This is a genomic window from Streptomyces sp. NBC_01176, from assembly GCF_045039825.1.
In the GTDB taxonomy this organism is placed as follows: domain Bacteria; phylum Actinomycetota; class Actinomycetes; order Streptomycetales; family Streptomycetaceae; genus Streptomyces.
The window spans coordinates 303,604-321,563 of record NZ_CP108600.1 but is presented as its reverse complement, the minus strand read 5'-3'; the positions used below and the strand labels follow the sequence as shown (position 1 = coordinate 321,563).

Annotated in this window: 10 protein-coding genes; 8 read left to right on the top strand and 2 right to left on the bottom strand. The window is 74.6% G+C overall.

The features are described from left to right. Window positions 1-186: 186 nt before the first annotated feature. Entirely contained in the window at window positions 187-1,278 is a 1,092-nt protein-coding gene (locus OG199_RS00960) for a ScbA/BarX family gamma-butyrolactone biosynthesis protein (RefSeq protein ID WP_405827307.1), read from the bottom strand. 1,468 nt (window positions 1,279-2,746) lie between these two features. On the opposite strand from OG199_RS00960, the gene OG199_RS00955 reads away from it, so the two are divergent. From OG199_RS00955 to OG199_RS00920, 8 genes are all read left to right on the top strand, one after another. After that, on the top strand, window positions 2,747-3,988 hold the full coding sequence (locus OG199_RS00955) for a cytochrome P450 (protein WP_405827303.1): 1,242 nt from the start codon (window positions 2,747-2,749) through the stop codon (window positions 3,986-3,988). Between the two features lie 1,729 nt (window positions 3,989-5,717). Beyond that, a complete protein-coding gene (locus tag OG199_RS00950; RefSeq protein ID WP_381240001.1) occupies window positions 5,718-6,404 on the top strand; it encodes a ScbR family autoregulator-binding transcription factor in 687 nt (228 codons plus the stop codon). A 609-nt stretch (window positions 6,405-7,013) separates the two neighbouring features. Next, window positions 7,014-7,691, top strand: a complete 678-nt coding sequence (locus OG199_RS00945; protein ID WP_405827300.1) for a ScbR family autoregulator-binding transcription factor — start codon at window positions 7,014-7,016, stop codon at window positions 7,689-7,691. Between the two features lie 731 nt (window positions 7,692-8,422). After that, on the top strand, window positions 8,423-9,301 hold the full coding sequence (locus OG199_RS00940; RefSeq protein WP_405827298.1) for a BTAD domain-containing putative transcriptional regulator: 879 nt from the start codon (window positions 8,423-8,425) through the stop codon (window positions 9,299-9,301). Between the two features lie 674 nt (window positions 9,302-9,975). Then, window positions 9,976-10,953, top strand: coding sequence for an SRPBCC family protein (locus OG199_RS00935; protein ID WP_405827296.1), 978 nt, complete (start codon window positions 9,976-9,978; stop codon window positions 10,951-10,953). A 22-nt stretch (window positions 10,954-10,975) separates the two neighbouring features. Next, window positions 10,976-12,538 (top strand): hypothetical protein, encoded by a 1,563-nt coding sequence (locus tag OG199_RS00930; RefSeq protein WP_405827294.1) that lies wholly within the window; start codon window positions 10,976-10,978, stop codon window positions 12,536-12,538. Beyond that, the gene (locus OG199_RS00925) at window positions 12,532-13,689 is read left to right on the top strand and encodes a 4'-phosphopantetheinyl transferase superfamily protein (protein WP_405827292.1); all 1,158 of its coding nucleotides are present in this window, start codon (window positions 12,532-12,534) and stop codon (window positions 13,687-13,689) included. Before OG199_RS00930 ends, OG199_RS00925 begins: the two co-directional genes overlap by 7 nt. Before the next feature lie 357 nt (window positions 13,690-14,046). Beyond that, window positions 14,047-16,257, top strand: a complete 2,211-nt coding sequence (locus tag OG199_RS00920; protein WP_405827290.1) for a condensation domain-containing protein — start codon at window positions 14,047-14,049, stop codon at window positions 16,255-16,257. Between the two features lie 805 nt (window positions 16,258-17,062). Here OG199_RS00920 and OG199_RS00915 read toward each other — a convergent pair. Then, window positions 17,063-17,884: an AfsR/SARP family transcriptional regulator gene (locus OG199_RS00915; RefSeq protein WP_168525349.1), complete on the bottom strand. Its 822-nt coding sequence runs from the start codon at window positions 17,882-17,884 to the stop codon at window positions 17,063-17,065. Window positions 17,885-17,960: the final 76 nt, after the last annotated feature.

Here is a 17,960-nt window from a genome sequence, read left to right as displayed (position 1 = left end):
CATGGGCACAAGCGGGCCGACACGCTCAGGTGTCACATAGTCCCATTGCGCTTGGTCGGATCCGACTCTCGCTGCCCATGAGTTCGTCCACACGTCCAGCTGCCTCTCGCGGTGATGACCCGTCAGGGGTACGGCGTTGGTGACTCTGCCTGTGTGGTGAGAGGCATGTGTCTGGACTGGTGGTGGCTAGGGCTGGTGGTGGTGGGTGGGGGTGGTGGTGAGGTGGGCGGTGAAGACGGTGTGGTTGTTTTGGTGGCCGGTGACGTGGGTGGTGCGGGTGCCGGTGGGGGTGTTGGTGGTGGGTTCGCTGGTGTGGGTGGTGTTGCTGGTGTGGGTGTCGGTGGTGTCGGTGTCGGTGGTGTCAATGTCGTTGGTGGTGTGGGTGGTGATGTAGGTGGGGGTGTGGTGTTCGGTGTAGCGGTGGAAGGTGGCGTGGAGGGTGGTGAGGTGGGTGGGGGTGGGGTGGGTGTGGGTGTGGGTGGCTTGGCGGGCGGCTTCGAGGAGGACCATGCCGGGGATGTGGTCGGTGGTGTGGTCGAAGAGGATGGGGTGGTGGGGGTTGGGGGTGAGTTGCCAGGTGTGGGGTTGGGGGGTGGGGGTGAGGACGAGGTCGAGGGGGAGGTGGCGTCCGTAGGGGGTGGGGTCGGTGGGGGGTGTGGGTGGGGGTGTGGGTTGGGGGGTGGGGTGGGTGGTGTGGGGTTGGCGGAGGCGTTGGTAGGTGGTGGGGGTGAGGCAGGTGAATTGGCCGCCGCCGGTGGCGGTGGTGTGGCCGTTGCGGGTGATGTTGATGTGCATGGTGAAGTCGGCGAGGCGTTTGCCTTTGTAGCGGAGGGTGGTGCAGGTGGCGGTGAGGGTGAGGTCGGTGGGGGTGGGGCCGATGTGGAGGTGTTGGGGGTGGGTGGTGAGGTGGATGTTCCACATGAGGAAGTGGTGGTCGAGGGGGACGCCGAGTTCGGCGTGGGCGAGGTAGAGGCCGGTTTGGCGGATGGTTTCTGCGGCTTGGAGGGGGTCGTGGTGGGTGCCGTCGGGGGTGGTGTAGAAGGTGTGGGCGCGGGGCCATTGGGCGGTGAGGGTGTAGTGGTTGTCGCCGGTTTTTTCGCTGCCGGTGAGGAAGACCTCGGCGAGGCTTGAGCGGTGGACGTATTCGCGGGGGACGGTGGTGGTGAGGCGGGGCATGGGGGTGGTGGGGGCGGGGTGTGGGGGTGGGGTGGTTGCGGGTGGGGTGGGGGTGGGGTGGGGGGTGGGGTGGTTGTCCTGGTGGACGGTGAGCAGGGTCATGGGTGTCTCCGTTGCGCCGTTGGGTGGGCTGGGATCGACCGTGCAGGGTCATAAGATACGAACCTACCGGTTTTCTTTTCAAGGGTGGGCGGGGAATTTCGCGGCCGGCGGTCGGGTGTGGGGCCGGGTGGTCGGGGTGCCGGGGGTTCGGGGTCCGGGGGTGGGCGGGGCGGGGTGGGGTGGGGATCTTTCCGGGTAAACGGGGGGTTGTATTCCGTTCTGGTGGTGTCTTCCGTGGGTGCGGGGTGCTGTGCGAGGCTCGGGGTCGGTGGCGGTGGTGGGGGTCGGGCTCTCGCGGGTGGCGGGTTCGGGGGCTATGGTGAAACCGGCTGAGCGGTTTGGTTTGGGTGCTGTTTTGGGTGGGTGCGGGCCTGTGCCGCGGGTGCGGGTGCGGGTGCGGGTGCGGGTTCGGGTTCGGGTGGTGTGAGGGTTCGGGCCGGTGCTGCGGGTGCGGGTGCCGGTGGCGGTGCTGGTGGCGGGGGCCGGGGTGGTCCGGTGCTGGTGGTGTGGGGGGTCGGGGGGTGCCGGCCGGGGGGTGGTCGTGCGGGGGTTGGGGGGTGCGGGTTGGGGGGTGGCCGTGCGGGGGTGTGGGGGTCTGGTTCCGGCGTGGGTGCCGTGTCTGTCTCGTTCCTGGTGGGGGTGCGGAGGTGGCGCGTTGCCGGGCTCTTCGCGGTGTGGTGCCGGGCTGTTCGCGGGTGGTGCCGGGTTGCTCGCGGGTGGTGCCGGGTTGCTCGTGGTGTGGTGCCGGGTGGTTCGTGCGGGGGTGGGGGGCGGCTGGTGCGGGTGTGCCGTGCTGGGGGTTGGCGTTTTGTGCCGGTTTTGTGTTGTTGGTGGTTGTTCGTATTGCTGTGTTGGTTCGTGTCGTTGTGGTTTTTCCGGTGTTTTCGCTGTCTGCGGGGAGGGTCTGATGGTGCGTCGGCTGGATGGGCGTGAGCAGGGTCGCAGTGGGCTGGACGGGGGCGGGGTGGCCGGGCCGGTCGGGAGCGAACCGGCGGTGGCAGGTCCGGCGGGCGGTGAGAGGGCCGGGGGCGAGGCGGCCGGGCGTGGGGTGGCCGGGCCGGTCGGGAGCGAACCGGCGGTGGCCGGGTCTGCGGCCGGTGGGGCGGCCGGGAGTGGGGCGGCGGTGGCCGGGTCGGCTGGGTCGGCTGGGTTGGCGGGGAGTGGGGCGGCGGTGGCCGGGTCGGCTGGGTCGGCTGGGTTGGCGGGGAGTGGGGCGGCGGTGGCCGGGTCGGCTGGGTCGGCTGGGTTGGCGGGGAGTGGGGCGGCGGTGGCCGGGTCGGCTGGGTTGGCGGGGAGTGAGGCGGCGGTGGTGGCTGGGCTGGCGGGGTTTGCGGGGAGTGGGGCGGGTGTGGGGGTGCTGGGTGGTGTGGCTGGGGTGGCCGGGGTGGCTGGTCCGGTTGGGGCGGCCGGGGTGGCTGAGGCCGGGGTGGCTGGTGTGGGTGGGGTGGGTGGTGGGGGGTGTCCGTTTGTGTTGGATGTGTTGGGGCGGGATGTGCAGGGGGAGGCGGCTGTGTTGCGGGGGCGGGGTGCGGTGTCGCGGGTGGTGTTGCCGGGTGGGGTGGGGGCGTGGGTGGTGACGGATGCGGGGGTGATGCGTGGGTTGTTGATGGATGGGCGGGTGTCGAAGGATGCGTATCGGCATTGGCCGGCGTGGCGGCGGGGGGAGGTGTCGGGGAGTTGGCCGTTGGCGGTGTGGGTGTCGGTGCAGAATCTGGTGACGTCGTACGGGGCGGAGCATCGGCGGTTGCGGGGGTTGATGGCGTCGGCGTTCACGGCGCGGCGGGTGGCGTTGCTGGGTCCGCGGGTGGAGGAGATCGCGGGGGGTCTGCTGGATGGGGTTGAGGAGGCGGCGGGGCGGGGCGGGGGTGGGGTGGTGGATGTGCGGGAGTTGTTCGCGTTGCCGTTGCCGGGGCGGGTGATGTTGGAGTTGTTCGGGATTCCGGAGGAGTTCCGGGGGCCGTTGCGGGAGATCATTGACGGGTTTTTCGATACGGCGGTGTCGTCGGTGGAGGCGCAGTCCAATTACCGGGCGTTGTATTCGACGATGGGGGAGTTGGTCGCGTTCAAGCGGCGGTGTCCGGGTGAGGATCTGACCAGTGCGCTGATCGCGGCGGGTGCGGGTGAGGGTGGGGGGTTGGGTGAGAAGGAGCTGGTCGACAACTTGATCATGTTGTTGTCTGCGGGGTGTGAGCCGACGGTGAATCTGCTGGGCAATGCGGTGGCGTTGTTGCTGGGGGATTTGGGTCAGCTGGAGTTGGTGCGGTCGGGGCGGGTGTCGTGGGGGGATGTGGTGGAGGAGGCGGTGCGGGTGGAGGCGCCGGGGGCGAATGCGATTTTGCGGTATGCGGTGGAGGATGTGCGGGTGGGGGAGACGGTGATCGAGCGGGGGGATGCGCTGGTGATGTCGTTCGCGGCGGCGGGGCGGGATCCGGGGGTGCACGGGGAGGATGCGGATGTGTTCGATGTGACGCGGGAGACGCGTCGGGAGCATCTGTCGTTCGGTCATGGGGTGCATTACTGCCTGGGGGCGCCGTTGGCGCGGCTGGAGGCGGAGATCGCGTTGCGGGCGTTGTTCGGGCGTTTCCCGCGGATGCGGGCGGCGTTCGTGCCGGGGGAGTTGCCGCGTACGGAGTCGTTCATTTCGAATGGGCCGCGGGTGCTGCCCGTGGTGCCGGGGCCGGCGGCTCACCAGGCCGCAGCGGGCGGGTGAGCCGCCGGGTCTGCCGGACTCCGCCTGGCCCGGCTGGTCCCCCAGGCCCGCCAAACCCACCTGGCCCACCTGGCCCATCAGGTTCACCAGGCCCGCCCGGCCCCGTTGACCCGGTGGGCCCGGTGGGTTTGGTGGGTTTGGTGGGTTGAGCGGGGTGCTGCCCGTGGTGCCGGTGCCGGCCGGCACCGGCCAGGAGTTGGTGCTGGGCGTTGTGTTGTCTGTTTTCGCGGGCCGGGTCGCTCTGCGGGTGCGGTGTGTGTCTTGTGGTGCCGGGTGTCCTGGGGCGGTGGACCGTGCTGGGTGCTGGGTGGTGCCGGGTATGGTCCCGGCCGGGGGCGTCGGCTGCGTCAAGTCCCTTCACCCGGCCTTGCCTTGCCTCGTCTCCCTTCGCCTCGCCTCGCCCTTGCCTCGTCTCGTCTTGCGGGGTCCGGTGTTGTCTTGTCTCGGGTTCGGCGGCTGTGGTGGGTGGTTGTCCGCTGCGGTCGCCGGCGCTTTCCTTCGGGCTGTCTCGCGCAGGGTTTTCGCCGGTGCTGCTCGGACGGAGCCGGCGCCGGTGCTGGTGGTGGGGTGCTGCCGGCCGTGACGGTGCGCGGGAGACCGGGGAGCGGGGGAGGTGGGGGGTGTCTGCGGTGGGTGGCCGGTCCGGGAGGCCGGTTGGGGGTTCGCAGACCCGGGGGAAGGGTTTTTAGGCCCTGATCGGGTGCGGCCGGTCCGGGTGTGCGGAGGTCTGGTGCCGGGTGGCCTTCGTGGCGTTGTCCGCGTGACGTTGTGGCCGTAGGGGATCTTTTCTGCGGTGTGAACCGGTCGGTGCCTGGGGTGTGTTGGGGTGCGGTCCCGGCAGGATGCGGGTGCCCGGGGTGCCCGGGGTGCCCGGGGTGCCCGGGGTGCCCGGGGTGCCTGGGGTGCCGGGGTGGTCTGGGTGGGGTGCGGGCCGGTGGGGCCGGGGTGGCAGGCAGCGTCGGCCGGGCCGTGTGCGGATCGGGTTTCGTGGGTGTGCGAGGCCGTGGCGGATGCGGTTTCGTCGGTGTGCGGGGCCGTGCGGGAAATGGGGCCCGGTGTTGTGCGGGTGTCCGGTGTCCGGCCTGCTGGTGGTCCGCGGTTGTCGGCTGTTGTGTGCTGTCCGGGCGGGCGGGTCAGGTGCCTTGTGCGGGGGTGTTCTGCCGGATGCCGGCCTGCCCGGGGAGTCTGCTGCCGGGCGGACGGGCCGCTGGGTGGCGGCCGCCGGGGTTTCCCGGCGTGGGTTCGGCGGTGCGGGTCGTGGGCCCGGTGGTGCGGGTGTGGCGGGGGGTGCGGGTGGGTGTGGGCGGTGTCTGTTTCTGGTGTGGTGGTGTGATCGTCTTGCTGTGTTCCCGGGGTCTGTCGTGCCGGGTGTTGGTTGTTGGGTTGTTGGGTTGTCGGGTGTGGGTGGGGGGTGGCGGCTGGGGTTGTGGTGGGGTCGGGGTGTGCGGGTGTGGTGGTTCGGGGGCGGGGTGGGGACCGGTTGAATCCGGACTTCCGGTTGGGTGGGTGCGGGGGGTGGCGGGTGGGGGGTGGAGGTGTTGTCCGGCCCGGTGAGGGGGCGGGCGGGCGGGGGTGGTGAGGGGGTGGGCGGGGGCGGGGTTTTGAGCCGGGGCGGGGTGGTGGCGGGGGCGCTGCCCTTGTGAAAATACGGACTACCTGGTTTGGTTTGGAGTGGTTGCAAGGAAAACATCTTGCGATGGAGTGAGGAACGACCACTGGAGGGTTCGTGGTGCGGCAGGAGCGTGCGATTCGCACCCGGCGGGCGATTTTGAATGCGGCGGCGTCGGTTTTCGACGAGCGCGGGTATGAGGCCGCCACGATCGGTGAGGTGCTGACCCGGGCGGGTGTGACCAAGGGGGCCCTGTACTTCCATTTCCCCTCGAAGCAGGCGCTGGCGGAGGGGGTGCTGGCGGAGCAGTTCTCGGGTTTCACGCTGGCGCCCCGGGCGAGCAAGCTGCAGGAGCTGGTGGACATGGGGCTGTCGCTGGCGTACCGGATGCGCCGCAACCCGGTGGTCAGTGCCTCGGCGAGACTTTCGCTGGGCCAGGAGATGGGGGCCATCTTCGGCACCTGGACGATCACGACCTGGCTGGATGCGACGGAGAAGGTGCTGCGCGAGGCGCGGGAGCAGGGTGAACTGCTGCCGCATGTGGACCCGGCGGAGAGTGCGTGGGTGTTCTCGGCCGCGTGGACGGGTGTGCAGGTCTACTCCCACACGCTGGCGGGCCGGGAGGATCTGGAGCGGCGGGTCTCCGCGCTGTTCGAGCATCTGCTGCCGAGCATCGCGGTGCCCGCGGTGCTCGGCAAGCTGGTCACCGACCCGGCCCGGGCCGCCGAGGTCGCCGCCGAGGGCGAGCGGCTGGCCGCCGAGGCGGGGGAGCTGGGGGACCTGGACGAGGTCGCCGCTCCCGCCTGACACCCGACCCACCCGCAGGCCTGCAGACCCGCAGGCCTGCAAACCCGCAGGCCTGCAAACCCGTTGGACCCGCAGGCGCGCCGGCCCGCAGACGCACAGGCCGGCCGGCGGGCGGACGCGCAGGCGGGGAGGCGGGCGGGCTGGCGGGTGGGGTTCGGCTCCGGGCGGGTGCGAGCGGGCGTCGAGTGCCGCCGCGGAGCGTGGCGGCAGGCCGGCGCCCGTCCCGCACGGCCCTCTCGCAACCGTCCCCCGGCCCGCGCACCGGTCCGCGCACCGGCCCGTGGCCGGCTGGTGGGCCGGCTGGTGTGTGCGGCTTGTGCGGCTGTCCGCACAGGGTGCGGGTGCGGGCGGGGGTGGGTTCGGCCGGTTTCTGTGTTGTGCGGGCTGGGTTCGTGGGCGGGTGGCCGTGGTGGGTGCCGGGGTCGGTGGCCTGGGGTGTTGTGGCTGGTGGCGGGCGGGGCCGGTGTCTGCGGGCCGGGGTGGGCGGGGTGTCGGTGGGTATCCCGTCCCGTGAAACATACCGCGCGTGCGGTTTGGTAAGGTGTGGCCTCGGAGTGCCCGGGGGTGTCCGCCGTGGCGGCGGCCGGTGCGGGCCCGGGAGGAGGCGGGATGGTCAAGCAGGTTCGGGCGGCACGTACGCGCCAGGCCCTGGTCCGGGCGGCGGCCGAGGTGTTTGCCGATGACGGGTACGCCCTCGCCTCGCTGCCGGCGATCAGCCGGCGGGCCGGGGTGAGTACCGGGGCGCTGCATTTCCATTTCCCGAGCAAGGATCTGCTGGCCCGTGAGGTGGAGGCGGCGGCGACCGCCTCCCTGCAGCGGCTGGCCGCGCGGCAGGACACCCCGCCGGGCGGGGTGTCGGGCGGCCCCGTCGGGGCGGGTGCGGGGGGTGCGGGGCTGCGGCTGCTGGTGGAGGTCAGCCGTGACCTGGTGCTGGGGCTGTCGGCCGACCCGGTGCTGCGGGCCGGGTTCGGGCTGGGCGGTGATCCCTCGCGCAAGGGCGGTGAGGGGCCGGGCCGGTGGTGGAGCGAGTGGGTGCACGCACTGCTGCGCGAGGCCCATGGCGCGGGTGAACTGGCGGAGGGGGTCTCCCCGGAGGCGGCCGCGGTGGCCGTGGTCGCCGCCACCCTCGGGCTGGCCGGTCTCGCCTCCCGCCACCGCTTCCACCTCTCCCCGCATCTGGTGGAACAGTTCTGGGCCCTGCTGCTGCCGGGCCTCGCCGCGCCCCCGCCCCGGCGGCCGGCCCGGCCGGGCATACCCGCCGCCGAGACCGGCCCCGCCCCCCGCTAACAGCCCCGCCCCCCGCCGCCGAGACTGGCCCCGCCCCCCCCGCCGCCGAGACCGGCCCCGCCGGGACCGGCGCCGGGACCGGCTCCGCCCCGGCGGCGGATCTCCGGTCCCCCTGGCGGCGGCCGGCGGCAAGGCCGGTTCCCGGCGGCGGATCTGCGGCCTTGCCCCCGGCTTCCGGCGGCGGGCCGGTTCCGTGTGCGGTGCGGCGGACCGGTTCTGTCCGGCGGGGCGGGATCCGGCCTGTTCCGTGCGGGGGCTGGACCCGCACCCGGGTAAACAGACCGCATGGTGCGGCAATGGAGAGGTCAAGTCGTGCGGGGAGCGGGCCCGGAGGGCCCGTGTTCCGCCTGGCCGGGGCGTTGTGCGGCAAAAGTCGGGTTCCCTGGAGGGGGTCTCGAGTGCCGGCGGAGAGAAAACACGACGACCGGTTTGAGATTGACATACCGTCCATGCTGTTTTTTACTCGGGTGTGCCGGGAGGCACGGAGACGGCAGTCGGTCCGCGACCCCGACAAGTCCCGTCGGGACAGGGCCTGCTGACGGGCCGGCAGATCGGTTGCCGGGCGCACCTGAAGACCGGCGGACCGGCGGGGCGGACGATCTGAGGATCTGACGCCGGTGGGCCGGTACCGGGGCCCGGGCCGGGGCCGGCCTGCTTTCGCGGCGGGGCGGCGGTGGCCGTGCGTGGTCGCGGGCTCTGGCAAATGGCAGCGAACGGACAGGGGAGACGGCGTGGACACCGACATACTCGGCACACTTGCTGTGCGGGAGAAGGGCATCTCGATCACCCCGACCGCTCCCAAGCCGCGGCAGGTGCTGGCGCTGCTGGTCCTGCACGCCGACCAGATGGTGCCGGTGGGCATGCTGAGCGAGGAACTGTGGGGCGCGCAGCCGCCGCGCAGTGCACGGCCCACCCTGCAGACGTACATCCTGCAGCTGCGTGAGCTGATCACCGCGGCGCTGGAGCGGGATCCGGGCGGGCGGCGTACGGCCAAGGACGTGCTGCTGACGGTGCCGGGCGGTTATCTCCTCAAGAGCGGTGAGGGCAGCAGTGACGTGCGGGAGTTCGAGCGGCTGGCCGGGCTGGGCTACCGGGCGATGGACGGGGCGGACTTCCCCGAGGCGGCCCGGCACCTGCGGGCCGCGCTCGCGCTGTGGAGCGGGCCGCCGCTGGCCGACGTGCAGGCCGGCCCGCACCTGGCCACCCAGGTCAAACGGCTGGAGGAGAGCCGGCTGTGCGCGCTGGACCAGCGCATCGAGGCCGATCTGCGCCTGGGCCGCCACCGTGAACTGCTCGCCGAGCTGACCGTGCTGGTCAGCCGGTATCCCACCCACGAGAGCCTGTGCGGGCAGTACATGCTGGCCCTGTACCGCTCCGGGCGCCGGGGCGAGGCCCTGGACGCCTACCAGCGGCTGCGGGCCACCCTGGTACGCGGCCTGGGCCTGGAGCCGTCGGCGGCACTGGGCAAGCTGCAGCGTTCCATCCTGATGGCCCGGCCGGACGGCTCACCCGCCGCAACGGCCATGCCCGGATCCGGATCCGGATCCGGGGCTGCCGGTCCCGGTACGGGCCCCGCCGGGAGCGGACGGCTCGCCGCCCCGGTCGGCTGACCCACCCCACCCCCCCAACCTCCTGGCCCCGCCCCCAACTTGGCCCCGCCCCAGCACCCTGGTCACCGGCCTCAATCTCCTGGTCACCGGCCTCAACCCGCTGGTCGCCGGCCTCACTTCCCTGGCTGCGGTCCCCAACTCCCCGGCCCGGGGCTCCTTGTTCCTCCCCGTGTGGGCCCGGCGCCGAAGGGTGCAGCCCGGTCCGCCCGGACCGACTGGATCGCCAAGCCGCGCCAAGCCACGCCGGGCGGTCCGGGACCTGGCGCAGGCCCCCGGGGTACGGGCATCCGGCCGGGCTTTGGCCGGGGGCCCGGCGGGGTCTGGTGTGCGGCGCGGGCCGCCCGCTCGGGGGCCTGGACACGCCGCGCCGCGCCGGGCGTGCGGTACGGCGGTGCCGGGCGTGAACCCGGGCCGGGCCGCGCGAAGCCACTCGCCAGCCTGTGCCAAGCCGGTACCTGTCGTGCCCCCTGTCGCGTCCCGTCGTGCCGGTGCATGCCGGTGCATGCCGTGCGGGTCGGCAGGGTCGGCGGGGTCGGCGGGGCTGTCCGGTCGGCGGGGTTGTTCGGGGGTTCGGGGTGGCGTGCCGGCCGGGAGTGGCGGGGGTCGGTGCGGGCGCGAGTCGGGCTCGAGTGGGGTGGGGCAGGGTGGGGGTATCCGCAGGAGGAGGGGCAGGCATGTCGTCGCGCGTGCACGCCGGCGAGGACGCCGTGGAGGTGGCCGCTCCGGCCGGTGTGGTCTACGGCCTGCTGGCCGATGCCGTGCGCTGGCCGGTGTTCCTGCCCTCTCATGTGCACGTCGAGCGGGTGGACTTCGACGGCGTGCGGGAACGGCTGCTGGTGTGGGAGGTGGCCGACGAGGCCGGTGCCCCGGGCGGCCACGTCCGCTCCTGGCACACCCGGCGCGTCCTGCGGCCGCAGGACCGTAGTGTCGTCTTCGAGGAGGAGGACCAGGCCCGCCCGGGCATGGTGACCTCGGGGGTGTGGACGGTGCGCCCGGCGGGTGAGACACGGTGCGTGCTGAGCCTGCGTCAGGAACGGTTGCTGCCCGTGCTGCTCGCCGCGGGCGACAGCCGCCTGCGCGGTGATGCGGCCGCCGACGTAGGGCGCCGGCTCGGCCAGGTCCGCGGGGCGGCCGAACAGTGGGAGGACCTCGACGAGCTGCTGCTGTCCTTCGAGGACCGGATCCGTGTGGAGGGCCCCGCCGAGCTGGTCTACGACTTCCTCTACCGGATCGGGGACTGGCAGGAGCGGCTGCCGCACGTCGAGGGGACCCGCGTGCGCGAGGACGCGCCGGGCATCCAGGTGGTGCGGGTGGACACCTGCGCCGCGGAGGGCGGAGGGACCGTCACCACCCGGGCGGTACGGCTGTGTTTCCCGCACGCCGGCCGGATCGTCTACAAGGAGACGCTCCCGCCCCGCCTGCTCGCCGCCCACAGCGGCGAGTGGTCCCTGCTGCCGGACGCCTCCGGGGTGACGGTCGTCGCCGCCCACCGGGTGATGCTCCGGCAGGACGCCGTCGCCCGGGAACTCGGCGAGGACACCAGCCTCCTGGAGGCCCGCCGGTATGTGCAGGGCTGGCTGTCCCGGGCCGACAGACAGGCACTGGGCCTGGCCAAGTGGCATGCGGAGAGCACCGTCCGCCGTCTGCGATGAACAGATGAACAGGAGGCCGCCCATGGCCGTCACCCGTCCCGCCCCCCGCACCGTCCCCGCCGCCCTCCCGCCCGACCGGCCCACCAGCCACGGCCACAGCCACAGCCACAGCCCCGGCAGCGGCAGCGGCAGTGGCAGCGGAAGTGGCAGTGGCCGTGGCAGTGGTGCGGTGGTACCCGGGCCCCGCCGGGGCGTCGCGCACCGCTATGCCGCACTGCCCCCGCCCTTGGAGGTGGCACTCGCCGCGCTGCGCCTGGACGCCCTGCTCGGCGACCCCCGGGACGCCGCCAACCCCTACGGCCTGCCCGCCCTCACCACCACCAGCACCACCGACCGCATCAACGGCAGCACCGCCCGCATCACCGCAGTCACCGCGGGCGGTGCGGGCGGTGCGGGGGAGGGCCGGGCCGGGCTCCTGGCGGCGGCAGGCCTTGGCCGGATACGGTCCGCCGACCAGCTGGTGCGTGCCCTGCGGCCGGTCCTGCGCCGGGACGTGGCCCTGGGACAGGCCTGCGCCGCGGCCGCGCGGGCGTGCCCGGTGCCCGCCGCCCTGCTGGGGCCGGCCGCGCTGCTGGCCGCCACCGGCACCGTGCTGCGCCAGGCCGCCCGGATCGTGGCCGGCCGCTGCCACAGCGAGCCGGCCCTGCGGCAGTGGCGGCCGGTGCTCGCCACCGTCTTCGCCGACCTGCTGGCCTGCGAGAGCCTGACCAGCGTGGCGCTGCGCCGCCCGATGCGTCCCGCGTCCGGTGCGCTGCTGCCCGCGGTGACCGGCTACGTGGTGCCGACGGTAGTGGCCGACGTACTGGCCCAGCTCGAACTGGTCCTGACCGAGTGCGGCCACGGGCCCGCCGGCCTCGAGGGCCGCATGCTGGCGAAACTGGCCGGCGACCTCCCGGCGGCCGGCGTGGACGCGGCAGCCGCCGGGTCCTGGCAGACCCACCTGGTACGGGCTCTGCCGGCGCTGGCCGAGAGCCCCCGCCCCCCGCACCCCGCCGCCCTCCCTGCCCTGTTCCGCCTCGCCGACCCCCACCCCGACCCCGACACCCACCCCGACCCTGACACCCACCCCGACCTTGCCTGCGACACCCACCTGGTCTCCGGTCCCGCCGCGAACCGGCAGGGCGGGGACGGGCAGGGCGGGGACGGGCGGGGCGGGGACGGTGTGGTGCTGTCGGGGCTGCTGCGTGCGGCCGGCCGTGCGGCCGGCGGTGATCCGGACCGTGCCGCGCTGGCCGGTGCGGCCCGGCGGCTGCTGAGCGAGCAGCGCGCGCTGCGCCGTCCGTGCCGCGCGGCGGGCCAGGACGGTCCTGACGGTCCGGCCGTACGGGCGCTGGCGGACCGTCAGGCGCTGCTGTGGCTGGCCGCCGCCGTGCTCGGGGTCCAGGAGGGGGCCGACGACGGGCGCGGTCTGTTCCTGGGCGGCCCGCACTGGGCGCTGCTGGCACTGTCGGGCATCACCGAACGGCTCGGGGTGCCGCTGCCCGGCCCGGCCGCCGACCCGCGCGAACAGGTGTGGGCGGAACTCGCCGACCGGGTCCGGCACGGCGTGGACTGCGACATCTACGCGACCCGGCTGCTGTGGTGACCGGACACGGCCCGGCCGCCCCGGGCGGCACCGGCCCCGCCCGCCCCCACCCGTCGTCCCGCCCGCACCCCTCCCACCCGGACCTCCCCGCCCCGGACATCCCCGCCCCGGACATCCCCGTCCCGGACGGGGCGGGCACGGGAGGCCCGGAACCGGTGCAACTGCCGGAACCGGCGCAACTGCCGAAACCGGTGCAACTGCCGGAACCGGCGCGACTGCCGGCATCGGCGGCACCGGCGGATCTGGGGGAACTGGGGGATCTGGTGGGCCGGGTGGGTCCGGGGAGCGGGCAGGGGCAGGGGCGGGGGAGCGGGGGGCTGCTCGGGCCGCCGCTGCACGTGGCGGGTCCCGAGGGTCCCTGGGAGGAGGTCCGCGACCAGCTCACCGGCCGCGGTCACGTCCTGGTGCACACCACCTGGGGGCAGTGGCTGGCGGCCGCGCTGCTGGATCCGGGACTGCGGGGCCTGCTCGGCCGTGACTGGCCGCGTTACCGGCAGACGGCCGCGCCGGCCGGCCGGCTGCGTTTCGCCGCCTCGCGGATGGTCCTCAAACACACCGCGGCCGCCGCGCTGCACCTGCCCGCGGACGCCCTCGACCTCGCCTACCGGCCCGGCGGCCGCCCCCATCTGCGCGGCCTGGCCGGCACCGAGGTGAGCCTGGCCCACACCGACGAGCTGATCGTGGTCGCCGTCAGCCGTACCGGGCCGATCGGGGTGGACGCCGAGCCCGTCACCCGCCGGCCGTCCTTCGAGCTGCTGCACCCCTACGTGTGCACCCCCGCCGAGGCCGCCGAACTCGCCGCGCTGCCCGAGGACGACCGCACGGCGCGGCTGCTGCACCTGTGGACGCTCAAGGAGGCCTACACCAAGGCACTCGGGCACGGCATGCGGCGCCGTTTCGCTGCGTTCGGCTTCAGCCGCGACGAGCAGGGCCGTACGGTCCTGGCCGACGAACCGGCCGGCGCGCCGCGGTGGATTCTCGCCACCCACCTCGTCCACGACCGCTATCTCGTCAGCGCCGCCCACCATCCGCTGCTCCCGGTCGAGACCCCTTCGCGGCCCGCTCCACACCCGCTCGAGGAAACAGGCCTCCCACCTGCGGCGACGCTAGGCTGGCCGCTGCCGGGCAGCTCCGGCGCACAGCCGACATGACGAGAGGCGGGCGTCGTGAACCACCGTGCAGCCACCCCACCGCACACCGCCCCGCCCGCCCCCGCGCGGCCCCGTGCCGCCGGCGGCAGGCCGGGCGGCAGCTTTCGCCGCCGCCCGGCCGGACACCGGCCGGGCACCACGATCCTGCGTGTCCCCACGCTCCCCTCAACCCGCACAGCCCGCACAGCCCGCACAGCCCGCCCGGTCCGCCCGGCCGGTCCTGCCGGTCCTGCCGGTGGTGCCGGGTCTGTTGACCGCGCGGGGCCGGCCCGGCCGATGCGGTAGGTGCGGTAGGGGGAGCGGGGGGCCGGTCCGCTGGTGTGCCGCGGGTGTGGTCCCTGGTTCCCGGGAGGGCGGATGAGCAGCCGGTACGCGCCGCGGGGCGCCGTTCTCGCCGTGGTCCACGAGCCGGGTACGCCCCCGGCGGGGGGCCCGCTCGTACTGGAACTGTGCGGCCCGCTGGGCCCGGCCGACGCGGAGGGCGTCGCCGCCCGCCTCGCGCAGCGCCACCGTGCCTTCGACGTCGCGCTGGACAGTCACCGGCCCGGCCGTCACACCCTGCGCCTGACCCCGCCCGCCGCGCCGGGCCCCGTCCCGCTGCCCGCGGAACTGCTGGCCGACGTGCTGGCCCCGCCTCCGCCGGGCGGTGAGGTCCTGCCGGTCACCGGACACCAGCAGACCCTGCTGCTCGCGGCCCTCGCCCCCGCCGGCACCACCGAACACACCAGCCACACCAGCCGCATCGACTGCGCCGACTGCACGGACAGCACCGGCGGTAGGGACGGCAGGGACAGCGCCGGTGGCGGGGGCGGTCAGCTGGAGCAGTTGTACTGGGACTGGTCCGGGCCGCTGGACGTGGCCCGGTTCGCCGCGGCCTGGCAGTCGGTCGTGGACCGGGAGTCGGTGCTGCGGGCCTGTTTCGACTGGGTCGCCTCACCGCGTCTGGTGCTGCACGCCCGCGCCGATGCCGACATCGCCGTCCACTCCCGTACCGCCGTCACCTGGGCGCAGCTTCTGCGGCGCGACCGGGCGCGGGGCTTCGCGCTGCACCGGCCCGGCCTGCTGCGCCTGACCCTGCTGCGGGGGGCGTCCGCGGCGGCGGCGCCGGCCCCGCCGCCGCGGGTCCTGCTGACCTACCACCCGGCGCTGCTGGACGAGCGGGGCGTGCACCTGCTGCTGCGGGAGTTCTACCGCGCCTACGCCGCGGGCGGTGTGCTGCCCGGCGGGGAACGCCGCCCCGATCTGCGGGATCACGCCCGCTGGCTGGCCGGCCAGAACACCGACGCCGCACGGCAGTTGTGGGCGCGGGCCGTGCCGCCGCGGCACACGGCGACCCGTCCGGGCCGGCCGGGCGGGCGAACCGGGCAGCACGGGCCCGGACTCCTGCACACCCGGCTGCGGGCGGCCCAGACCTTCCGGCTGCGTTCCTGGGCGGCCCTGCGCGGTGCGGCGGAGAGCAGTGCCCTGCACCTGGTGTGGGCGCTGCTGCTGTACCGGGCGGCGGATGTGCACGGTCCGCTGCCGGTGAGTTTCGGGGTGCAGCTGTCCGGCCGGGACATCGCCCTGCCGGGCGCCGCGGGCATCCCCGGCCCGCTGGACGGACCGCTGCCGATGACCGTGACCGTCGACCCCGACGAACCCCTCACCGGCCTGCTGCACCAGGTCCGCGACACGCTCCTGGACCTGGCCGCCTATCCGTGGGCCGGCGCCGAGTCGATCCGCGCGTGGAGCGGCAGACCACCCTTCCCGTCCGTGTCCCCGTCCGTGTCCGGGTCCGTGTCCGTGTCCGGGTCCGGTCTGTTCACCGACACGGACCCGGACACGTTCGCCGATCCCTGCGCCGACACCCTGGTGCGGTTCGAGGGCCCGCTCCTGCTGCCGCAGGCGCTGCGCGGTGAACTCGCCGCCCAGGGCATCGACGTGCAGAGCCCGCGCACCGCGGCCGGCGCCACCGGCCGGCCGCTGACCCTCACCGCGCGCCACGACACCGAGGGCGGTCTGGCCCTCAGTGCCGTCCACGACCGGGCCCGTCTGGCCGACGAGGACGCCGCCGCCCTGCACGCGCAGTGCGTGCGGCTGCTGGGCGCGCTGCCCGGATACCGGGATGCCGCGGCCACCGCCGGGCAGCTGCTGGACGTGCTGGCCCGGGCCGCGGTCCCGCGGATGGCCCGCCCCGCCCCGCCCCCGCCGCGTCCCGCGCTGAGCGTGCTGCGGCCCGGACACCCCCACGCGGACGTGATCTGCCTGGTCGTCGTCCCCGGTGTGCCCAGGGGCAGTTACGACCTGTTCGTCCGCGGCCACCGGGGCCCGGAGAAGATCGTGGCCGTACACGTCGACGGCGCCCCCGGCGCGCCGCAGGCCGTACTGCACCAGGCCCGGGGGCCGGGCCGGCGGCTGGTGCTGTGCGGGTGCGGGCCCGGCGGGCGGGCGGCCTACGAACTCGCCCAGCACATGCCGTATGCCACCGGCCCCGCCCCGGCCGTGGTCATGACCGGCATCGGTGACGCCGCCGCCAGCGCGGCCGCCCTCGCCCGCGGCGTCCGCTCCGTCCTCACCCCGCCCCCCTGAACCCCGCCCCCTTCGAACCCCGGCCCCGGGCCGGCGCCGCCCGCAAGTCCGGTGAGCGCAGAGCAGCGTCGGGGCGTCGGGGCGTCAGGGCGGGGACAGGGCGTTGCCCGGGCGGGCGCACCAGCGGCCCCGCCGCCCGAGGGAAGCAGAGGGCCCGCGAAGCAGGGGGTCGCGAAGGAGGGTGTTGCGGCGGCGTGTTCGCGCCCGGCCGCCACGCGCGGGGCCGGGCGGGACGCGGACGGCGGTGTCCCGGCGGCCACCGCTGCGCGGCGCTGCCGGGACACCGCCGGGGCGGACCATCCCCGCCGTCGTTGCCCGCCGCTGTTGCGGCAGGTTCGGGACCGTGGGCGGACCCGCACGCACGGATGCGCCCCTACCCCGTTCCCGTCGAGGAGTTGAAGGGCCGGGGAGAGCGCACCGGTTCCGCGGCGGCGTCCGCACGCGCACAAAACGGCCCGGCCCCGGCACCGCCCGGGACCGGGCCGAGCCGGGACCGGCGGGGAATTCACGCGGCCCCCGCGCCCCGCGCCCTGCGCGGCCCCCGGCCCGTGGCGGGCGGGAATGCAGGCGGCCCCCGCGCCCCGCCCAGGCCCGGTGCCGAACCGGGCCAGGGCCAGGGGCCGGGGTGGCGGGCCCGGGCCGGTTTCCTGTCGTGCTGTCACCGGCCGGGTCTTCGGGGGGCCGCAGGCTGCCCGGCGGCGGCCGTGCTGCCCGTCTCCCGCTCCCGTCCCCGCTCCCGCTCGCGTTCCCGTTTCCGCCCTCCTGCTCGCGGGCTCGGTGTTCGGGTTCGGGTGCGGGTTCGGGCTCAGGCCGTGAACAGGTCGTAGGTGGAGCTGTGGCGCGGTCCGGCCAGTACGTCCAGCTGGGGGTCGACGGTGAGGACGGCCTGGTGCAGCCGTTGCAGCTGGGGGGAGGGTTCCACGCCCAGGTCCTCGATCAGCCGGACCCGCAGTCTGCGGTAGACCTCCAGGGCGGAGGCCTGCCGGCCGGAGCGGTAGAGCGCCACCATGGCCTGCGAGTGCAGCCCCTCGTGCTGGGGGTGACGGGCGGTCAGTTCGATGAGCTCGGCGATGAGTTCGGCGTGCCGGCCCAGCCGCAGGTCGGCGTCGATGCGCCGCTCCACGGTGACCAGCCGGCTCTCCTCCAGCCGGACCACCTCGATCTCCAGGACCGGCCCCAGGCGTACGTCGACCAGGGCGGGGCCCTCCCACAGTCCCAGGGCCTCGCGGAAGCGGGCGGCGGAGACCTCGTCGTCGCCGCTCTCGAACGCGGTCTGTCCCTCCCGTGTCAGACGGTCGTACTGGTGCACGTCGACGCTGTCGGGCGGGATCTGCAGCAGGTAGCCGCCGTGCCGGGTGGCCAGTACCTCCTTGGCGCCGCCCGGCGCGCCGGGCCCCATCGCGGTGCCCAGCCGCCGGCGCAGCTGCAGGATGTAGGTCTGCAGGGTCGTCAGTGCGCTCTGCGGGGGCTGCGTCGCCCAGATCTCCTCCATGAGGGTCGGGACGGGCATCACCCGTCCGGGATACAACGCCAGCAGCGACAGGATCTGCCGCGGCTTGCCCGCGCTCGGAACGATGGATCCCCCGTTGACCTCGGCACTCAACGGACCCAGAACCTGAATCCTCACCGGTCTCCTCCGTATGTCGTCGAGCTCCTTGTCCCGTTCCTTTTTGTGGCCAGAAATCCGCGCCGCCGCTCACGCT

Coding starts and splice junctions, on each gene's coding strand:
- OG199_RS00960 (WP_405827307.1), bottom strand. CDS start 1,278: ATGACCCTGCTCACCGTCCACCAGGACAACCACCCCACCCCCCACCCC.
- OG199_RS00945 (WP_405827300.1), top strand. CDS start 7,014: ATGGTCAAGCAGGTTCGGGCGGCACGTACGCGCCAGGCCCTGGTCCGG.
- OG199_RS00935 (WP_405827296.1), top strand. CDS start 9,976: ATGTCGTCGCGCGTGCACGCCGGCGAGGACGCCGTGGAGGTGGCCGCT.
- OG199_RS00930 (WP_405827294.1), top strand. CDS start 10,976: ATGGCCGTCACCCGTCCCGCCCCCCGCACCGTCCCCGCCGCCCTCCCG.
- OG199_RS00920 (WP_405827290.1), top strand. CDS start 14,047: ATGAGCAGCCGGTACGCGCCGCGGGGCGCCGTTCTCGCCGTGGTCCAC.